This window comes from Sneathiella aquimaris, assembly GCF_026409565.1.
In the GTDB taxonomy this organism is placed as follows: domain Bacteria; phylum Pseudomonadota; class Alphaproteobacteria; order Sneathiellales; family Sneathiellaceae; genus Sneathiella; species Sneathiella aquimaris.
Window position 1 is genome coordinate 3,268,515 of the sequence record NZ_CP112881.1, and the last position, 18,642, is coordinate 3,287,156.

The following is an 18,642-nucleotide window of genomic DNA, read 5'->3' on the forward strand; positions in this document are numbered from 1 at the left end:
CCCTATATATAAAAGTATTCTTCGGAGGAACCAATGCGTCATAAAATCAGGTTCGTCCATAATGGACAGGTTAGAGAGTTGGAAGATTGCGACCCAACACAATCAGTCTTGAATTTTTTACGATATGAAGATGCTCTCACAGGAACAAAAGAAGGCTGCGCAGAAGGCGACTGCGGCGCCTGCACTGTTGTCCTGGGAGACCTTCAAAAAGATGGATCCGTTCGCTATCAGGCCGTCAATGCGTGCATTCAGTTTATGCCGATGCTGGACGGCAAAGAACTTTTGACGATTGAGGATTTGAAATCACCTGATGGTGATCTTCATCCCGTTCAAGACGCGATGGTAAAAAACAATGCAACTCAATGCGGTTTCTGCACCCCCGGATTTGTTATGTCGATCTTTGCGGAACGGCAAGGCCGGAACTCTAAGGATGCCGCGGACATCAATGATGTTCTGGCTGGCAACTTATGTCGCTGCACCGGGTATGGTACGATCATTCAGGCCGCTAAAGACGCCGCGGACCATCCCGACACTACACCGCTTGATCCTATTGATAGACAATCAGCAGACCATCTTCGAAAGCTGAAGAATGATCCATCTCTTGGCTATCAATGGAATGATCGCCGGTATTTTGCGCCAAAAACCAAAAAAGAACTTACCGTATTGCTGGAGGATCATCCAAACGCTGTTCTTTTATCTGGCTCCACAGATGTTGGGCTATGGGTTACCAAACTGCATAAAGAATTAAAGACAATCATTTATCTGGGCCAAATTGAAGAACTGCAACAGATAAAAATCACCGAAACGGATCTCACCATTGGCGCCGGCGTTACCTACTCTGAGGCATGGCCAGTTTTATCCGAACATTTTGAAGATCTCGGCGAATTGGTGAGGCGCATAGCCTCCACGCAGATCCGCAATTCAGGCACCATTGGCGGTAACATTGCCAATGGCTCCCCAATTGGCGACATGCCGCCAGCCCTGATCGCGTTAAACGCGACATTGACGCTGCAAAGCGCTGCGGGACGCCGGGATATTGCACTGGAAGATTTTTTTATTGAATATGGAAAGCAGGACCTTCGAGAAGGCGAATTCGTCGAAGAGGTCAGCATTCCGTTGTCGGCAAAAGAAAACCACTTCAGGAACTACAAAATATCAAAACGGTTTGATCAGGACATTTCCGCCGTTTGCGGCGCATTTTACCTGTCCCTGAAAGGCGACACCGTTGAGGATGTTCGTATTTGTTACGGCGGAATGGCGGGCACGCCTTTACGGGCATCTCTGGCAGAGGCGGAACTGCGCGGAAAAGTGTGGAGACAGGAAACCGTTCAGCAGGCTATGGCACTGATGACACAGGACTATCAGCCAATGTCAGATATGCGGGCAAGTAGTGAGTATCGGATGATGGCTGCACAAAACCTGCTACAGAAGTTCTTTGTCGAAACGACAGCCCCCGAGGTTCAGACAAGGCTTGTCGGCAAGGGAGGATTGAGCCATGCGTAATCCAACACCCAGCAAAACCGAAATTCGAGGCAAGGTTCACAAGCCTCTTATCCATGACAGTGCAATAAAGCAGGTTTCTGGTGAAGCCGACTATATCGACGACATTTCAGAGCCAAAAGACCTGCTGCATTTATATGTTGCCCAAAGCGAAAAAGCGCATGCGGATCTGGTCGAACTGGATGTAACAGATGTCAAAACAGCGGATGGCGTTGTCGCTGTTTTCACAGCAGCAGACGTGCCCGGTGTAAACGATGCGTCTCCTGTCCTTGGGGATGATCCGGTTTTTGCCGAAGATATCGTAGAATATGTCGGACAATCCCTGTTTGTGGTCGCCGCAGAGAGTATTGAACAGGCGCGACGCGCAGCAAAACGGGCGAAGGTGGTGTATAATGAAAAACCCGCGATTTTAACCGTTGATCAAGCAATGCAAGCAGGCTCTTTTGTTCTTCCGACCCGTCAGTTAAAACGCGGTGCACCAGAACTGAAACGGGAACAGGCCGACCGCCGACTGTCGGGCCGCCTAGAGATCGGCGGACAGGACCACTTTTACCTTGAGGGACATATCTCCCTTGCAACCCCTCGTGAAGATGGGGATGTTCATATTCATTGCTCAACACAGCACCCAACAGAAGTACAGCATAATGTCGCAAAATTTCTGAATGTTCCGGATCACTCCGTTACTGTCGAAATTCGACGAATGGGCGGTGGATTTGGCGGCAAGGAAACCCAGGGGGCATGGTTTGCAGCAATGGCGGCCCTGGTCGCCACTCGAACGGGACGCCCTGCCAAGCTTCGTCTTGATCGCGATGACGATATGATCATGACAGGTAAACGCCACGATTTTGTTGTGGATTATGATGTATCCTTTAACACGAATGGCGTTGTTCAGGCTGTCGAGTTTGTCTTTGCCTCTCGATGTGGGCGTTCGGCGGACCTTTCAGCTGCAATCAACGACCGAACAATTTTTCACGCGGATAATTGTTACTATTTCGAGGACATTTCGATTATTTCCCATCGATGCAAAACCCACACTGTCTCCAATACAGCCTTTCGCGGCTTTGGCGGCCCGCAAGGAATGGTTGCCGTTGAACGCATGATGGATGCAATCGCGCATGATCTGGGCAAAGATCCACTTGAGGTTCGCAAGGCTAATCTTTATGGCAAAAACGAGAGAAACGTCACCCCTTACCACATGACGGTTGAAGACAATATTGCACCTGAAATTATTGCGGAACTTGCTGAAAAATCGAATTATTCGGCCCGACGGGAAGAAATTCGGGAATTCAACAAAAATAGCCCCTATCTCAAAAAAGGCCTATCCCTGACACCTGTAAAATTTGGGATTTCCTTTACAACCACCTTTTTAAATCAGGCTGGCGCGCTTCTGCATGTTTATACGGACGGCAGTGTAATGCTCAATCATGGCGGGACGGAAATGGGACAGGGCCTGTTCGTCAAGGTTGCCCAAGTGGTCGCGGAAGAACTGCAAATTGATATTGAGCGCGTCAAGATAACGGCAACGACAACGGATAAGGTCCCGAACACTTCTGCCACTGCGGCCTCTTCAGGCTCGGACATGAACGGAAAGGCGGCCCAAGCGGCCGCGCGGACAATCAAAGAAAGACTTATCGAATTCGCTGCGGAGCATTTTAAGGTGGCGCAAAGCGCTATTCAGTTTATGCCCAATCGGATTTTGATTGGCGATAAAAAGACCCTGACCTTCGCTGAACTTGTTCAATTGGCTTATCTAAACCGGGTCTCCCTGTCATCGACTGGATACTATCGCACGCCAAAAATTCATTATGATGCTGAAAATTATTCCGGCCGTCCTTTTTACTATTTTGCCTATGGTGCCGCGGTCTCTGAAGCCGTTGTAGATATTCTAACTGGCGAAAACAAGATCACCCGGGTCGATATCATTCACGACACGGGTAAAAGCCTGAACCCGACGGTCGATCTAGGCCAGATTGAAGGGGCTTTTATTCAAGGAATGGGGTGGCTTACGACAGAAGAGCTTTTCTTCGATGACAAGGGAAATCTGAAAACACACGCCCCGTCCACTTATAAGATTCCAGCCTGTAGTGATCGGCCTGATATATTCAACATGGCGTTATTCGAAAATGCCGAAAATGTTGAAGACAGTATTCACAAATCCAAAGCCGTGGGAGAGCCTCCGTTCATGCTGGCAATCTCTGCATTTAACGCGCTGACAGAGGCTGTTTCCAGTGTGTCAGATTACACGCTCTTTCCGGAATTGGATGCCCCTGCAACACCAGAGCGAATATTAAAATCCGTACGAAAAATGCAGACTGGCGTGACTACAGACAGATCGGCAGCCGAATGATGAACTGGTCCGAGATCCTCCGTCTTCACAAAAAGGCCGATGAACACTCTGTCTTGCTGACGGTGGCCGCGACACAAGGATCAACACCCCGTGAAACAGGCGCGTCCATGCTTGTGACCAACGATAGTGTGCACGGCACAATCGGAGGCGGAGAACTCGAATATCGAGCCATTGCAAAAGCAAAAGAAGTGCTTTGCTCTGAAAAACCGATGGCCCAACTCCTGGACATGCCGCTTGGACCTGAACTGGCACAATGTTGCGGCGGAACCGTGCGTCTTCTGGTGAGCCCCCTGCAGCGATCAGATCAGATCTGGATGGAAGCCCTTTGCCAGAATATGGATAATAAGGTTCTTGTAACCAACTGGGCGGATAGATCCCTGACACGCGATGTTGTTACCTATACGGCAGGCACACAAATGCCCCATGCCGCACTGATTGAACAGTGTTTAACCGAACACCGCAGTAAAATTGTTACCGCCGACGATGAGGCCTTCACATTGATCGAACCCGCCTCCCCCTTTCGGTTTCATCTAACCCTTTTTGGGGCCGGACATGTAGGCAAAGCCATTGTAAACGCTTTGTCCCCCCTGCCCTGTAAAATCGACTGGGTTGATGAACGGGCGGAGATGTTTACAAGCAACCTTCCAGCTAATGTCAAACCCATCGTCGTCAATGATCCAAGCACTGCCGTTTTGGATATGCCTAAAAACGGGCATTGCCTCATTCTCACCCATAGCCACCAACAGGATCTTGAGATATGTGCCAAGGTCCTTAAACGAACAGATGCAGGATTTGTTGGTCTTATTGGATCGGATACGAAACGGGCTAAATTTGAACGGCGACTAAAATTGCGGGGCGTCGATGAAGCCTCCCTTTTGGCGCTGGTCTGCCCGATCGGAATTACTGACTTGCGTGGGAAAGCCCCTGCGGAAATTGCCATCTCGGTTTGTGCCGAATTGCTGATCTATCAACAAAAAATGGAAGATAAAAATATGGGGACCTCGAACGAGAGAAAAACTTTGTTCGGATCAAAATCGAGAAAAGGTTAAAAACCCCGAATGAATATAGTAATGTCACGGTTCTGGCCGTTTTGAAATCAGGCCGGGCAAAGAGCAGGGAGAATTAGTAAATGGAAATGGGAGAGGCTGCGACACCGCGCCTTGAGCTACGGGGAATTACCAAGGCTTATCCGGGTGTTCTGGCGAACGATAACATCGACCTGAAAATTCTTCCTGGCGAAATTCACGCGCTTCTGGGGGAGAACGGTGCCGGGAAAAGCACGCTGGTGAAAATCATTTATGGTGTTCTGCGGGCCGATAGCGGCAGCATGCACTGGAACGGCCAACCCTTGGAAGTTGCAAACCCTCATGCCGCCCGTAAAACCGGTATTGGGATGATTTTCCAGCACTTCTCGTTATTCGAGGCAATGTCCGTTACCGAAAATATTGCACTCGGTATGCCCGGTCGGCAAAATATGGCAGAGCTGGCCAGACGCATTACCGAAATTTCTGAAAATTATGGCTTACCATTGCAACCTGACCGTCAGGTTCACACCTTGTCTGTGGGGGAAAAGCAGCGAATTGAAATTGTAAGGTGCCTGCTGCAAAATCCAAAACTTCTGATCATGGATGAACCGACATCGGTTTTAACACCGCAGGAAGCGGATAAAATGTTCGAGACCCTCCGCCGGCTTGCAGATGAAGGTGTCTCTATTCTCTATATCAGCCACAAACTGGACGAAATCAAAAATCTTTGTCACAAAGCGACAATTCTTCGTGGCGGTAAATATATTTCAGAGTGTGACCCGACAGTGGAGACCGCAAAATCCCTGGCGGAAATGATGATCGGGACAAACCTGACGGCGCCAAAGCATCTGGACGACGAAGCCAAAGGCCCTGTGCGACTGAAAGTGCGGAATATGTCACTGGACAGCACGGATCAGTTTGGCGTTGACCTGAACCTTGTAAATTTTGAAGTACGGCGGGGTGAAATTCTTGGAATTGCGGGAGTTGCTGGCAATGGTCAAGTGGAACTTCTCGAAGCGTTGAGCGGGGAAGCATTACTTGAAAATGCAAACGAAATCCTGCTTGAAGAGCAACCCATTGGAAAATTGGGACCAAACGAGCGCCGCAAACTCGGCATGGCGTTTGTTCCAGAAGATCGGCTGGGACATGGATCAGTCCCTGACATGAGTCTTGTCGATAATGCCTTCCTGAGTGCCTATGGCCAGAAAAAACTGTTGAAAAACGGTTTGATTGAAAGCCGGAAAACAACAAACTTCGCTGAAGAAATCGTCTCCAAATTTGATGTTCGGACAGCTGGCGTTTCACATACTGCCGGTAGTTTATCAGGGGGAAATCTTCAAAAATTCATTGTTGGCCGTGAAATGTTGCAAGATCCCGGCCTGATCATTATTGCCCATCCGACATGGGGCGTTGATGCAGGCGCGGCGGCGTCTATCCATCAGGCTATGATTGATCTGGCTGAAAAAGGGGCGGCTGTTCTGGTGGTCAGTCAGGATCTGGATGAATTATTCGCCATCAGCAATCGAATTGCGGTGATCGCTGAAGGTCGACTGTCAGTGAGCCGTGGCATTAATGAAATCACCATTGAAGAGATCGGCCTCTTGATGGGTGGAACGCATGGCGCCGGATCAGGTAAGGAAACTGCTAGTGTTGCTTAAGATCGAAAAAAGGCCAGAACCCTCCCGTTCCATGATCTATGCAACACCGGTTCTCGCGTTGTTGCTAACGATTTTGACAGGGATTGCCTTGTTCACATTTTTGGGTGTTGATCCTCTGGAAGCGCTCAAAAACTTCTTTATCGTACCGATTAACAACCCTTACGGTTTTACCGAACTTCTGGTCAAGGCAACACCCTTGGTGCTGTGTGCCATTGGGCTTTCAGTCGGTTTCAGGGCCAATGTCTGGAATATCGGGGCGGAGGGTCAACTGACAATGGGGGCGATTGTCGGCGGGGGTGTTTTTATCTACCTGCATGATGTTGATAGCGTCTTTCTGTTGCCGCTGATGATTGTCTTTGGTGTTATTGGCGGGGCTCTCTGGGCAGCAATACCAGCCTTTCTGAAAACCCGGTTTAATGCCAATGAAATTCTGACAAGCCTGATGCTGGTTTATGTCGCCATCCTTGTTCTCAGTTTATTGGTTCATGGGCCATGGCGCGACCCTGACGGCTTTAACTTCCCGGAATCCCGAACCTTTTCCGAGAGCGCGACCATGCCAATCCTTTGGGAAGGCACCAGGCTGCATTTTGGATCGATCATTGCCCTACTTGTGGTCTTTGGGACCTGGATCATGTTGTCCAAAACATTGATCGGTTTTCAGATTAAAGTAATCGGGGCCGCCCCGAAAGCGGGTAGCTATGCCGGTTTCAGCCAGAAAAAAATTGTCTGGTTCTGCCTATTATTCGGCGGGGCCATGGCAGGACTTGCTGGCGTGGCAGAGGTATCTGGTCCAGTAGGCCAGCTTCTTCCGTCCATTTCGCCCGGCTATGGTTTCACCGCTATCATCGTCGCCTTTTTGGGTCGCCTGCATCCCATCGGTATTGTTTTCGCCGGTTTATTAATGGCTCTTACCTATCTGGGCGGCGAAACCGCTCAGATTAATCTGGGACTGCCGGTCGCGGTTACAGGTGTCTTTCAGGGTATGGTACTCTTTTATTTGCTGGCCTGTGATGTGCTGGTCAATTATCGCTTTCGCTTCGCACAGTTTGGAAAGGCCGCATCATGAACGGGTTTGAATGGATTGTTCCGGTCATCCTGACCGTTATTACTGCCGCAACACCGCTTGTTTTTGCCGGTATTGGTGAATTGGTTACCGAAAAATCTGGCGTCCTTAATCTGGGTGTTGAAGGCATGATGGTGATCGGTGCTGTCGCCGGATTTGTAACCGCGACCCTTACAGGCAATTACTTACTGGCTATTCTCGCCGCGGCACTCGCCGGGTCTTTTATGGCTTTTCTTTTTGGCATCCTCACCCTTTCCCTGATGGCCAATCAAGTGGCAACAGGTTTGGCACTTACCCTGTTTGGTGTAGGCCTGAGCGCGCTTATCGGTCAGGATTTTGTGGGTGTCCCCGTTGAAAAACTGCCCCAACTTAATATTGAAGGTCTGAGTGACCTGCCAATTATTGGGACTATTTTATTTGGTCAGGACATTCTGGTTTATTTCTCCTTCGTCATGGTTGGGGCGGTTAGCTGGTTTCTGTACAAGACCAAAGCGGGCCTGATCCTGCGGGCTGTCGGCGATTCTCATGATGCGGCTCATTCAATTGGCTATTCTGTCATTGGGATTCGTTATCTGGCTGTCATTTTCGGCGGAGCAATGTCCGGGATTGGCGGGGCTTATCTCTCTCTTGCCTATACACCAATGTGGGCTGAAAACATGACAGCGGGTCGCGGCTGGATTGCCCTTGCCCTTATTGTGTTCGCCACCTGGAAGCCGGGTCTGGTTCTGGTTGGTGCCTATATGTTTGGCGGCATTACAATTTTGCAGCTGCACGCACAGGCAGCAGGACTTGACTTACCTTCGCAAATATTATCCATGTTGCCTTATCTGGCGACGGTCATTGTCCTTGTCCTGATTTCCAAGGATGAATCACGTATTAGAAAACACGCTCCTGCTTGTATCGGAAAGATTTTCCATCCTGCAGCGTAAAAAGCAAAACAAGTTTTGACAGAGGAGAAGACTATGAAATTTAAGTCCGTTATTTCCCTAGCAAGTGCGGTTGCCGTAGCAGGCACTCTATTTGCCGGGGCTGCTACTGCTGAAGACAAAATCGGCTTTGTCTATGTTGGACCAGTGGGTGACCACGGTTGGACCTACCGCCATGACATCGGCCGTCAGGCTGTTGTAAAAGCGTTCGGCGACAAAGTAAAAACGACGTTTGTTGAAAGCGTAAAAGAAGGTCCGGATTCAGAACGTGTTATCCGCCAGATGGCGGCTGATGGCCATAAAGTGATTTTCACGACTTCGTTCGGTTTCATGAACCCAACCTTGAAAGTGGCAAAGCAGTTTCCAAACGTGAAGTTTGAACACGCAACCGGCTATAAACGTTCAAAAAATGTCAGCACATACTCCTCTCGTTTTTACGAAGGCCGGTATGTCATCGGTAAAATTGCCGGTAAAATGACTAAATCCAATGTCATTGGATATGTCGGATCTTTCCCAATTCCAGAAGTTGTACGGGGCATCAATGCTGTTGCGCTTGCAGCCAAAAGTGTAAACCCGGACATCCAGATTAAAGTCGCCTGGGTGAACACATGGTATGATCCTGGCAAAGAAGGGGATGCTGCGAAGGCCTTGATTGACCAGGGTGCAGACATCATTTTACAGCACACAGATAGTCCAGCGCCTCTTCAGGTTGCGGAAAGCCGGGGCGTCTGGGCTGTAGGCCAGGCGTCTGACATGCAACATTTCGCACCAAAGGCTCAGCTAACAGCCATTATTGATAACTGGGATGGTTATTATGTGGATCGTGTGAAAGCAGCGTTGGATGGTTCCTGGAAATCAGAAGACGTCTGGGGCGGACTGAACACCGGAATGGTTGAACTGGCTGACTATAACAAAGCAATCCCTGCTGATGTTGTAAAGCTGGCTGAAGAAACAAAAAAAGCCATCATGGACGGATCCTTGAAACCGTTTGCCGGCCCGATCAAAAAACAGGACGGTACAATTGCTGTTCCTGCGGGCGAAGAACTGGATGATGGTGCTTTGCTTGGTATGAACTGGTATGTTGAAGGTGTTCAGGGCAAACTGCCTAAATAAGAACCCGAAGACGATCATGACCCTCGCTGGACTTGATATGTCTGGCGAGGGTTTTATGTATCTAAAAGGAGAGAAACATAAAATGTCCACGCTAAAACACTTTATTGAAGGCTTGCCAAAGGCAGAATTACATCTTCATATCGAAGGCAGCCTTGAGCCTGAACAGATGTTTCTTTTCGCCCAACGCAACAAGATCGATCTTCCCTACAAATCCGTCGAAGATATTCGGGCAGCCTACGAGTTTACCGAGCTGCAGGATTTTCTTGATATTTATTATCAGGGGATGGGTGTTCTGCAAACAGAACAGGATTTTTACGATCTGACATGGGCCTATCTGGAAAAGGTACACGCCCAAAATGTCATTCATGTTGAAATTTTCTTTGACCCGCAAGGCCATACAGATCGCGGCATCCCATTCAGCACCGTCATCAATGGCATCTATAATGCCTTGATCGAAGGTGAAAAAACACTTGGCATTTCCTTTAAACTGATCATGAGCTTCCTGCGCCATCTAAGCGAAGAAGAGGGCTTCAAGACGCTGGAAGAAGCGTTACCCCATAAGGACAAAATTGCGGCCGTCGGGTTGGATTCCTCTGAATTGGGCCATCCACCGTCAAAGTTTGAACGGCTTTATGCCCGGTGCCGGGAAGAGGGTTTCCTGAGCGTTGCCCATGCGGGAGAAGAAGGCCCGCCTGAATATGTTATTGAAGCGTTGGACCTGCTGAAAGTCGATAGACTGGATCACGGAAACCGTAGTCTGGAAGACAGTGATTTGACTGCCCGCCTGAGCCAATCCGGTATTGCACTAACCGTCTGCCCGCTCTCGAATTTCAAACTGGCGGGTGTAACCGATATGCGCAGGCATCCCATTAAAACCATGCTGGACAAGGGTTTAAAGGCCACGGTGAATTCAGACGATCCCGCTTATTTTGGCGGCTATATGAATGAAAATTACCTGGCCATCTCGGAAGCCCTTAATCTTTCAAAAGAGGATCTGATAACCCTATGCCGAAATGGTTTCGAGGCGACCTTCTGCACACCTGAACAAAGGCGTCAACATTTGGACCAGTTAGAAAACTACCTTTCCACATGACCAATATTGGGGATCATATCAAACTGATCGAGTTTGAAGGAGAAGAAATTCTCCTCCCCCTGTTTTTGGACCACCAGTCAACAACGCCCCTTGCACCTGAAGCAGAACTTGCGCTGTTCAACGCTTTGGAGCATCCGGGTAATCCGCAAAGCAAAGACCATATTTTTGGCTTGAACGCAGCCCATTTGATTGAAAAATCCAGACAGGATGTAGCCAATCTTATCGGGGCAAAACCCGATGAAATTCTGTTTACGTCGGGCGCAACGGAATCCAATAGGATTGCATTCCAGCTTTTCCTGTCCAACCGTGAGGCACCTGCCCATATTATTTCATGTGTCACGGAACATCATTCGATCCTTAAGCAGCTGTCATACTATCAGGAAGAAGGCCATACGGTGACGTTCCTTCCCGTCGACCCGACGGGACGCATTTCTCTTCAAGAATTGAAGGAAGCAATGCGCCCTGAAACGGCTTTAGTAACCTTGCAAGCGGCCAATAATGAAATTGGCACACTGCAGGATATCTCTGCTATTGATGAAATCTGTGCTATTAACGACATCCCTTTTCACAGCGACTGTGTCCAGCTTCTTGCCTCCAACAAATTAGATGTCAGTGCCCTGAAAATAAAGGCAGCCAGCCTTTCCGCCCATAAGCTATATGGGCCGCAAGGCATTGGTGCGCTCTACGTCAGGAGGGGGGTCAAAATACCCAAGCGGGTGAGGCCAAGCGGAACACAATCGGCAGCCCTCGCTGCCGCTTTTGGTGCTGCTGCAACCCTGATCTCACATTCTCGTGCCGCAGATAATGCTGAACTTCACCAGCTCTCCAAAACCTTGAAAAGCCATCTGATTGGCAAGCTGGGCGACGCTATTCGGTTTAATGGTTACCCAAAGATGACGCTCCCAGGTTGTCTGAGCATTACATTCAAACATGTATCAGCAGAAGACCTGTTGGCGGCCTTGCCTATGCTTGCTCTATCAACAGGGTCGGCCTGCCTGTCCCATGATGGAAAGCCGTCTCACGTTTTGAGAGCCATTGGGCTCACCCCATCAGAATGTGACAGTACAATTCGGATTGGTCTGGGGCGTTATGTCACAGAGACTGAGGTGCGCTACGCCGCTAGTATGATCGCCAATGCCTGTCAGACGTTAGGTACGTAAATGATCCCTCCCATTGAAAATCCCCGACACGTGTCGCGCACTGCTCGTATGCCAAATGATGAAATCATCAAAATGGTGGATCGCTTTTATGAGAAAGTAAAAGTCGACGACATCCTTGGTCCTATATTCAATTCAGCAATTGGGGATCACTGGGACGAGCATATGCCTAAAATGTACCGGTTCTGGTCATCTGTCCTGAACGGGAGTGGTCTTTATTCCGGTAACCCGATGAAGGTGCATATTTCACTGAAATCCAAAGTCGAACCGGAAAACTTTGATCGATGGCTTTCGTTATTTCATGAAACCCTGACGGACCTGTTCTGCGAAGACGACGTCGCCTTTATTTTTGGCAAGGCTGAAAATATTGCCCAAAGCCTATCCCTTGGCATGTTTTATAATCCAGCCAGCCCACATATGCTACAGACGCCGAAAAACTCAACCTAAGCCCGCAGATACTTTCTCGGCCAGATAATCAATCAACAATCGAACCTTCATAGGGGTCATTTTCCCATAAGGGTAAAGAGCTGAAATACTCACCGGAGATGGTGGAAATTTTTCCAAAACCGGGATCAGGCGGCCTGCCTTAAGATCGTCTTCGATTTCCCATCTGGATTTCAACACCAACCCGCGCCCTTCCAGCGCCCATTGGCGAAGAACATCGCCATTGTTACTATCCAGTTGGCCGCGAACCGGAATGGTTTGCATACCGGTATCGGTCTGCACGCGCCATTGAAACTGGGTTGAACCCGGAAAACGAAGGAGCAGACAATTATGCCGCAGCAAATCATCCGGCTTTTCAGGGCAACCGTTCACTTCCAAATAATCTGGAGAGGCACAGATAACCCGAGGGCTTTCTGCCAACTTCTTCATCACCAGAGACGAGTCTGATGGATCGGCAATACGAATAGCCATATCCATACCTTCGCCCACAAGATCCACAAAGTGATCGGCCAAATGCAGTCGGATTTGTAAATCTGTATATGCCAACTGAAATTCCGAAAGAAGCGGCGCAAGGTAGCGGCGACCGAATACAACTGGCGCCGTGATCTTCATGCTTCCCGAAGGATTTTCCCGCCTGGAAGATAAACTGGCTTCGGCTTGCTCAACTTGCCCCAAAATATTCTTGCAATCCTGATAGTACCGTTTGGCTTCTTCAGTCGGCACAACCTGACGGGTTGTCCTATTCAGCAGTCTTACACCGATCTGCCTTTCAAGCCGCGCCACGCGTGCGCTGATAACCGCAGTTGACACTCTGAGTTCCCGCCCGGCGCTCGAAAAACTACCCTGCTCCACAACCGCGACAAATGCGGCCATATCCGTTAATGTTGCCATTTTATTATCAAAATTATTTTGAAACTATATATTCTTTATTTAGACTTCCAATATAATAAAAAAATTCGCACAATTGTCGATCAGTCATTTGCAGGATAAAAGTAATTGGGGACTGACAGGATGAGTGGAGAGACTAATGGGCATTGATCTGATGGAGTGGCTTCTTCTGGGAGTAAGATGGATCCATATCATAACCGGGATCGCATGGATTGGTGCATCCTTTTATTTCATTTGGCTGGATATGAACCTGACGCCCCCCAAAGCTGGTGGACGAAAAGACAAGGATGGTGTCGGGGGTGAACTCTGGGCCATTCATGGGGGTGGTTTTTATGAAGTTCAAAAATACCGCGTTGCCCCGCCCGCATTACCAGACCATCTTCACTGGTTCAAATATGAGGCCTATTTCACTTGGTTAAGCGGCTTCGTACTGCTGACATTACTATATTACTTTGGTGCGGAGATTTACCTGATCGACAAAAGTGTCGCGGATATTTCTACAGACACCGCCATTTTGATCGGCTTGGGATCACTGGTCGGCAGCTGGATAGTTTATGATTTCCTATGTAAAACCCCGCTTATTCGGCATCAGGGCGTTTTTGGTCTTTGCCTGTTTTTGTTACTCACTGCCGCAGCCTGGGGGTTAAGCGAGGTGTTTAGTGGTCGGGGAGCCTTCATCCATGTAGGCGCCATTATCGGGACCATTATGGCGGCGAATGTCATGATGGTGATCATGCCCGGCCAGCGGGCCCTTGTTGGCGCCGCAGAACGCGGCGAAACACCTGATCCTGCGCCGGGCCTAAAAGCGAAACAGCGATCCTTGCATAACAACTACTTCACCCTGCCCGTGCTGTTTATCATGATCAGCAATCACTACCCAATGACCTTTGGCCATGAGTTCAGCTGGCTGGTACTTGCCGCAATTGCCGCTGTTGGGGTCTTGGTCCGGCATTATTTCAATATGAAAAACCAGGGAAAATCGAAACAGGGAATGGTTCTGTTACCCATTGCCTTTGTTTTATTCTTTGCTATTGCCTGGGCTGCCACCCCAAAAACTGAGGACTTCTCAGGCGCTGATAAAGTCTCATTTACAACCGTCCAAAAAATCATACAGGATCGATGCGTCAGTTGTCATGCCGCCAAACCCACGAGTGAGGATTTTGACACTCCGCCAAAAGGAGTGGTGCTGGAAACCGCGGCACAAATACTTCGAGAGCACACGCGCATTCGCCAGCAGACTGTCGATACGGATGTTATGCCCTTGGGCAACATTACGGAAATGACTGAGGCCGAACGGAAACTTGTTGGTCAGTGGGTCGCACAAGGCGCCAACGCAGACTAATCAGTTCTTTACTCAATTACGGAATTGAAAGGGCCGCTTTGCAAAAAGCGGCCCTTTCAGTATAAAGACCACAGGCAGGAGGGTATTCATGAAAGTCATGCAAGCGATTGGCGGCGCCGGGCACGGCGGAGCAGAAACATTTTTCGTCAATCTGGCGGGTGCTTTTCATCGCTCCGGATTTGATCAGCTTCTGACAATGCGGGCGAACGAAACCCGGAAAATACAATTGCTCGAACAGGGCCTAACGCCCATCGAACTCCGGTTTGGCGGAAAATTCGATTTCTTTACCCGGCGTAAGCTCCAACATATGGCAAATACGTATAAACCCGATATGTTTATGAGCTGGATGTCGCGGGCTTCCGACCTGACCCCTGACGGGAATTTCCCAAAACTTGCCCGGCTTGGAGGCTATTACAAGCTTAAGTATTTTCAAAAAAGCAATCATCTGATTGGTAATACCGAAGCGCTCTGTGACTTTATCATTCAGCAAGGTTGGCCTGCACAGAGAACCCATTATATTCCCAATTTTCTAACCTGGAAATCCGTGCCGCCCATTGATCGGGCTTCCTTAAACACCCCGGAAGGCGCTACAGTGCTACTGTCCTTGGGACGCCTGCATCATAACAAGGCGATGGATACTGCGCTCAAAGTTCTCGCTGATCTGGACAATTGCTATTTGTGGATTGCCGGTGCCGGTGATTTATTGGCCGATCTTCAAAAACTGGCAGACACCCTTGATGTTACCGACAGAGTTCGTTTTCTTGGGTGGCGTACGGATAAGGAGGCCCTGTTTGCAGCGGCAGACATTTGTTTATATCCATCCCGCATCGAACCATTTGGAAATGTTACATTGGACGCTTGGGCATCCGGCACCCCCATTGTCGCAGCGGCCTCTGCCGGACCAGCGGCCTATATCACGCATGGCGTGAACGGATTACTGGCAGACGTCGATAACGTAGGGGAACTGAGTGCGCATGTCAGATCTGTTGTTGAAGAATCCGGCTTATCGGAGACGCTCACGAAAAATGGTCTTGCAGAATATAATCAAAAATTCACGGAACAGGTCGCTGTTCAAAACTGGAAGTCCCTTTTTGAACAGGTAACCTGACCCGCAACAAGCCTGATCCTAGTGACGGAAATTACTTCCTTTATTGTCAAGAATACGCAGCAGACCATCCCATTCGAGGACATTCCGGCTACTCAGTGATTTGAATTGCTCCAGCGCTGTTTCACACACTTCAACCGGCGGAATAATAATTTCTGATCCACCACTCAAGGCTTGAATTTGAGCCTGACAGGCTTTTTCAAGATAGAAAATGCGTCGGAACGCTTCTGCAACTGTCGTACCGACTGTCAATAAACCATGGTTGCGCAGGATCATGGCAATATTATCTTCACCCAAGTCCCGAACCAGACGCTCCCGTTCGTCCAGATTAAGGGCAATCCCTTCGTATCCGTGATAAGCCAGTCTGTTATAGAACATGAGTGAATGCTGTGAAATTGGAAGTAAACCCTGCTTTTGCGCAGAAACCGCCATGCCTGAAACTGTATGTGTATGCAAAACGCATTCAACATCATGCCGTGCGCCATGGACAGCACTGTGAATGGTATATCCCGCAGGGTTGATGAAAAAATCGGTTTCATCCAGGACGTTTCCGTCAATATCAACCTTCACAAGGCTGGAAGCTGTAATTTCATCGAAAAACAAGCCATAAGGATTGATCAAAAACTGGTCATGAGACCCGGGAATACGGGCCGAGATATGTGTGAAAATCAAATCCGACATATCATAATGAGCGACCAACTGATAACAAGCGGCAAGATTGACACGAGTTTCCCATTCTTCGTCTGACACCTTGCCTTTCAGGCTGGGCACCATCTGTTTAATTTTATCAACTCCCATTTTCAGCTCCTTTGTTCCATTATTTATTATTAGCCGTTTACTGATTTCAGCATATTTCTGCCAATAACCAGTTGTTGGATTTGTGTTGTGCCTTCATAGAGTCGCAGCAACCGAACATCGCGGTAAAACCGCTCGACCTTATATTCCGACATATATCCGGCCCCGCCGTGGATCTGAACGGCCTTATCCGCGATACGTCCGGCGGCTTCCGTTGTGAACATTTTACAACAGGCCGCAAGCATCGCAATATCCTCTCCGGCATCATAACGGCGGGCCGCATCAAGGGTCATTGATGTTCCAGCATACAGATCCGCCTGACTGTCAGCAAGCATGGCCTGTACCAATTGGAACTCTCCAATGGCTTGACCAAACTGTTTGCGATCCGCGGCATAAGTCAGGCCCTCATGCAGAATACGCTCGGAAATGCCGGTGGCGACCGAACTCAAATGAAGGCGCCCACGATCCAGCACTTTCATAGCAGTATAAAAACCCTGCCCTTCTACGCCACCAAGCAGGCAATCTTTAGGGACCCGCACATCTTCAAAAATGACATCGCTGGTCTTCGTGCCGCGCTGTCCCATTTTGTCGTCCGCCTTGGCAATTGTAATGCCCGGCGTAGCAGGGTCGATTAGAAAAGCGGAAACACCGGAGGCACCTTTTCTGGAAATGTCCGTTCGTGCCATAACAGTAAGCATGCCCGCCCGCAAAGCATTGGTGATATAGCGCTTTGTTCCGTTTAGGACGTAGTCATCACCGTCTTTGATCGCGGTGGTCTTGAGCGATGCAGCGTCTGAGCCGGCCTCTGGTTCGGTCAGACAAAAGGAAGAACTGATCTCTCCCGTTGCAAGCCGTGGCAAATATTGTTGCTTCTGTTCTTCCGTACCGGTCATGACAAGGCCCTGACTGCCAATTCCAACCGTTGTTCCAATGACAGAGCGAAATGAAAGTGATGCCTGGCAAATCTCATGAATGATGCCGCATTCCTGCTCCATATTCAGGCCGATCCCACCATATTCTTCAGGAATGGAAAGACCAAACAGGCCAAGTTCCTTCATTTCCTCGATGATATCTTCAGGAACATCGTTTGTTTGTTCGACAATATCTTCGGCAGGAACAAGACGTTCTCGGACGAAGCGGCTCACCGCTTCTTTCATTTGTGAATAGGTTTCCTGATCTAATGCCATTGCACCAAGTCCTTTTTTGTTTTTCTTGATTGAGTGTTAGTAGTTAGAGGGTCGTTTCTTTTAGAGTTACAGGCAAAGTCAGGACGGGCCACACATGACCTCGACGCCCCTTGCCAACGCAACCAGTTGTGGTCCAATTTCTTCGCGCAGCTTGTCTTCTGACACGAGATAAGCAGATCCACCGCAATTAAAAGACATCAGATCGCCATTACTGGAATCCCAAACCGGAACGCCGACCGCACTGGTCGCGCGCTGCCAGTCACCACTGGACAGACAAAATCCAAAGTCCTGAAAATCCCGCATTGCCTGTTCAAGGCCACTGTTGATTCGGCCCCAGTCGGCGCCCGCATCCCGTTTCACATGATCCAGCAAAAAGTTTCGTTCGTCTTCCTGCATGCGGCAAAGATAAGCGCGCCCCATTGAAGTTGTTGCAATCGGAATATACGAACCGACCTCCAAAACAAGGGTACTAGACACCGATCCTCTCGCGGCCTCAACGTATAGCATTGTCAGCTTTTCCCGAGCCCCGAGTGCTACACTATATCCGGTTTGCTTAGCCATCTCACGCATTGCAGGACAGGCGAATAAGCGCAGTCTGCTATTCGCCAAAACGGTATATCCAAGGGAAAGAACAGCTGGTGACGGCTCGTAACGCCCTATATCTTCTCGGTGAATCAGATATCCAAGCTGAACAAGTGTATTGGTCAATCGCGATACTGTTGACCGCGGCAAAGATGTCCTTTTTGCAAGATCATTATTGCCAACAGCGCCTTCACCAGGTCTGAAGGCCCGCAAGACTTCCAAGCCTCGCGCAAGGGACGTTACAAAATGCCGATCTTTTTCAACCGGATCGTCCACAATTTCTTCAAATTTTTTAATGGTCATCCTCGATCTCAGTTGAATATCAGACGGAATAAAATTAGATAAATACAATAAATTATTGCGGAATTAAATTCTGCTATGCAGAATACCCTTCTAATGGAATCACGAGAAGAAAAA

16 protein-coding genes are annotated in these 18,642 nt (G+C 49.0%); 12 read left to right on the plus strand and 4 right to left on the minus strand.

From position 1 onward, the window contains the following. Window positions 1-33: 33 nt before the first annotated feature. The 10 genes from xdhA (at window position 34) to OIR97_RS15405 (ending at window position 12,329) form a co-directional block, all read left to right on the plus strand. Entirely contained in the window at window positions 34-1,503 is a 1,470-nt protein-coding gene (gene xdhA / locus OIR97_RS15360; protein ID WP_169543115.1) for a xanthine dehydrogenase small subunit, read from the plus strand. After that, entirely contained in the window at window positions 1,496-3,847 is a 2,352-nt protein-coding gene (xdhB, locus tag OIR97_RS15365; RefSeq protein WP_169543116.1) for a xanthine dehydrogenase molybdopterin binding subunit, read from the plus strand. The genes xdhA and xdhB overlap by 8 nt, the downstream gene beginning before the upstream one ends. Further along, window positions 3,844-4,896 carry a xanthine dehydrogenase accessory protein XdhC gene (gene xdhC, locus OIR97_RS15370; protein WP_169543117.1) on the plus strand — a complete coding sequence of 351 codons (1,053 nt, stop codon included), beginning with the start codon at window positions 3,844-3,846 and terminating at the stop codon, window positions 4,894-4,896. Before xdhB ends, xdhC begins: the two co-directional genes overlap by 4 nt. An 80-nt stretch (window positions 4,897-4,976) precedes the next feature. After that, on the plus strand, window positions 4,977-6,530 hold the full coding sequence (locus OIR97_RS15375; protein ID WP_169543118.1) for an ABC transporter ATP-binding protein: 1,554 nt from the start codon (window positions 4,977-4,979) through the stop codon (window positions 6,528-6,530). Further along, complete coding sequence (locus OIR97_RS15380; protein ID WP_246201913.1) at window positions 6,523-7,596, plus strand: ABC transporter permease; 1,074 nt, start codon at window positions 6,523-6,525, stop codon at window positions 7,594-7,596. Before OIR97_RS15375 ends, OIR97_RS15380 begins: the two co-directional genes overlap by 8 nt. Then, window positions 7,593-8,522: an ABC transporter permease gene (locus OIR97_RS15385; RefSeq protein WP_169543119.1), complete on the plus strand. Its 930-nt coding sequence runs from the start codon at window positions 7,593-7,595 to the stop codon at window positions 8,520-8,522. Before OIR97_RS15380 ends, OIR97_RS15385 begins: the two co-directional genes overlap by 4 nt. Window positions 8,523-8,555: 33 nt before the next feature. Further along, on the plus strand, window positions 8,556-9,632 hold the full coding sequence (locus OIR97_RS15390; protein WP_169543120.1) for a BMP family ABC transporter substrate-binding protein: 1,077 nt from the start codon (window positions 8,556-8,558) through the stop codon (window positions 9,630-9,632). Window positions 9,633-9,714: 82 nt separating this feature from the next. Continuing rightward, the gene (locus OIR97_RS15395) at window positions 9,715-10,725 is read left to right on the plus strand and encodes an adenosine deaminase (RefSeq protein WP_169543121.1); all 1,011 of its coding nucleotides are present in this window, start codon (window positions 9,715-9,717) and stop codon (window positions 10,723-10,725) included. Beyond that, window positions 10,722-11,885, plus strand: coding sequence for a cysteine desulfurase family protein (locus tag OIR97_RS15400; protein ID WP_169543122.1), 1,164 nt, complete (start codon window positions 10,722-10,724; stop codon window positions 11,883-11,885). Before OIR97_RS15395 ends, OIR97_RS15400 begins: the two co-directional genes overlap by 4 nt. Further along, window positions 11,886-12,329, plus strand: coding sequence for a group III truncated hemoglobin (locus OIR97_RS15405; protein WP_219821552.1), 444 nt, complete (start codon window positions 11,886-11,888; stop codon window positions 12,327-12,329). Here the strand turns inward: OIR97_RS15405 and OIR97_RS15410 are convergent. Further along, window positions 12,321-13,217, minus strand: a complete 897-nt coding sequence (locus tag OIR97_RS15410) for a LysR family transcriptional regulator (RefSeq protein WP_169543123.1) — start codon at window positions 13,215-13,217, stop codon at window positions 12,321-12,323. The two genes, OIR97_RS15405 and OIR97_RS15410, sit on opposite strands and share 9 nt — an antisense overlap. 136 nt (window positions 13,218-13,353) lie before the next feature. On the opposite strand from OIR97_RS15410, the gene OIR97_RS15415 reads away from it, so the two are divergent. Continuing rightward, entirely contained in the window at window positions 13,354-14,556 is a 1,203-nt protein-coding gene (locus tag OIR97_RS15415; protein WP_169543124.1) for a urate hydroxylase PuuD, read from the plus strand. An 88-nt stretch (window positions 14,557-14,644) separates the two neighbouring features. Beyond that, window positions 14,645-15,664: a glycosyltransferase gene (locus OIR97_RS15420; RefSeq protein ID WP_169543125.1), complete on the plus strand. Its 1,020-nt coding sequence runs from the start codon at window positions 14,645-14,647 to the stop codon at window positions 15,662-15,664. 18 nt (window positions 15,665-15,682) lie between these two features. On the opposite strand, the gene OIR97_RS15425 is transcribed toward OIR97_RS15420, so the two are convergent. The 3 genes from OIR97_RS15425 to OIR97_RS15435 all read right to left on the minus strand — a co-directional run bounded on the left by OIR97_RS15425 (window position 15,683) and on the right by OIR97_RS15435 (window position 18,528). Next, window positions 15,683-16,459, minus strand: coding sequence for a class II aldolase/adducin family protein (locus OIR97_RS15425; protein ID WP_219821553.1), 777 nt, complete (start codon window positions 16,457-16,459; stop codon window positions 15,683-15,685). Window positions 16,460-16,488: 29 nt separating this feature from the next. Then, window positions 16,489-17,643, minus strand: coding sequence for an acyl-CoA dehydrogenase family protein (locus OIR97_RS15430; protein ID WP_169543126.1), 1,155 nt, complete (start codon window positions 17,641-17,643; stop codon window positions 16,489-16,491). 78 nt (window positions 17,644-17,721) lie between these two features. Next, window positions 17,722-18,528 carry an IclR family transcriptional regulator gene (locus OIR97_RS15435; protein WP_169543127.1) on the minus strand — a complete coding sequence of 269 codons (807 nt, stop codon included), beginning with the start codon at window positions 18,526-18,528 and terminating at the stop codon, window positions 17,722-17,724. Window positions 18,529-18,642 lie beyond the last annotated feature (114 nt).

Excerpts from the sequence above, each read along its gene's own strand:
- OIR97_RS15400 (WP_169543122.1), top strand. The coding sequence starts at position 10,722 with ATGACCAATATTGGGGATCATATCAAACTGATCGAGTTTGAAGGAGAA.
- OIR97_RS15385 (WP_169543119.1), top strand. The coding sequence starts at position 7,593 with ATGAACGGGTTTGAATGGATTGTTCCGGTCATCCTGACCGTTATTACT.
- OIR97_RS15375 (WP_169543118.1), top strand. The coding sequence starts at position 4,977 with ATGGAAATGGGAGAGGCTGCGACACCGCGCCTTGAGCTACGGGGAATT.
- xdhA (WP_169543115.1), top strand. The coding sequence starts at position 34 with ATGCGTCATAAAATCAGGTTCGTCCATAATGGACAGGTTAGAGAGTTG.
- xdhC (WP_169543117.1), top strand. The coding sequence starts at position 3,844 with ATGATGAACTGGTCCGAGATCCTCCGTCTTCACAAAAAGGCCGATGAA.
- OIR97_RS15420 (WP_169543125.1), top strand. The coding sequence starts at position 14,645 with ATGAAAGTCATGCAAGCGATTGGCGGCGCCGGGCACGGCGGAGCAGAA.
- OIR97_RS15390 (WP_169543120.1), top strand. The coding sequence starts at position 8,556 with ATGAAATTTAAGTCCGTTATTTCCCTAGCAAGTGCGGTTGCCGTAGCA.
- OIR97_RS15425 (WP_219821553.1), bottom strand. The coding sequence starts at position 16,459 with ATGGGAGTTGATAAAATTAAACAGATGGTGCCCAGCCTGAAAGGCAAG.
- xdhB (WP_169543116.1), top strand. The coding sequence starts at position 1,496 with ATGCGTAATCCAACACCCAGCAAAACCGAAATTCGAGGCAAGGTTCAC.
- OIR97_RS15415 (WP_169543124.1), top strand. The coding sequence starts at position 13,354 with ATGGGCATTGATCTGATGGAGTGGCTTCTTCTGGGAGTAAGATGGATC.
- OIR97_RS15395 (WP_169543121.1), top strand. The coding sequence starts at position 9,715 with ATGTCCACGCTAAAACACTTTATTGAAGGCTTGCCAAAGGCAGAATTA.
- OIR97_RS15430 (WP_169543126.1), bottom strand. The coding sequence starts at position 17,643 with ATGGCATTAGATCAGGAAACCTATTCACAAATGAAAGAAGCGGTGAGC.
- OIR97_RS15405 (WP_219821552.1), top strand. The coding sequence starts at position 11,886 with ATGATCCCTCCCATTGAAAATCCCCGACACGTGTCGCGCACTGCTCGT.
- OIR97_RS15410 (WP_169543123.1), bottom strand. The coding sequence starts at position 13,217 with ATGGCAACATTAACGGATATGGCCGCATTTGTCGCGGTTGTGGAGCAG.
- OIR97_RS15435 (WP_169543127.1), bottom strand. The coding sequence starts at position 18,528 with ATGACCATTAAAAAATTTGAAGAAATTGTGGACGATCCGGTTGAAAAA.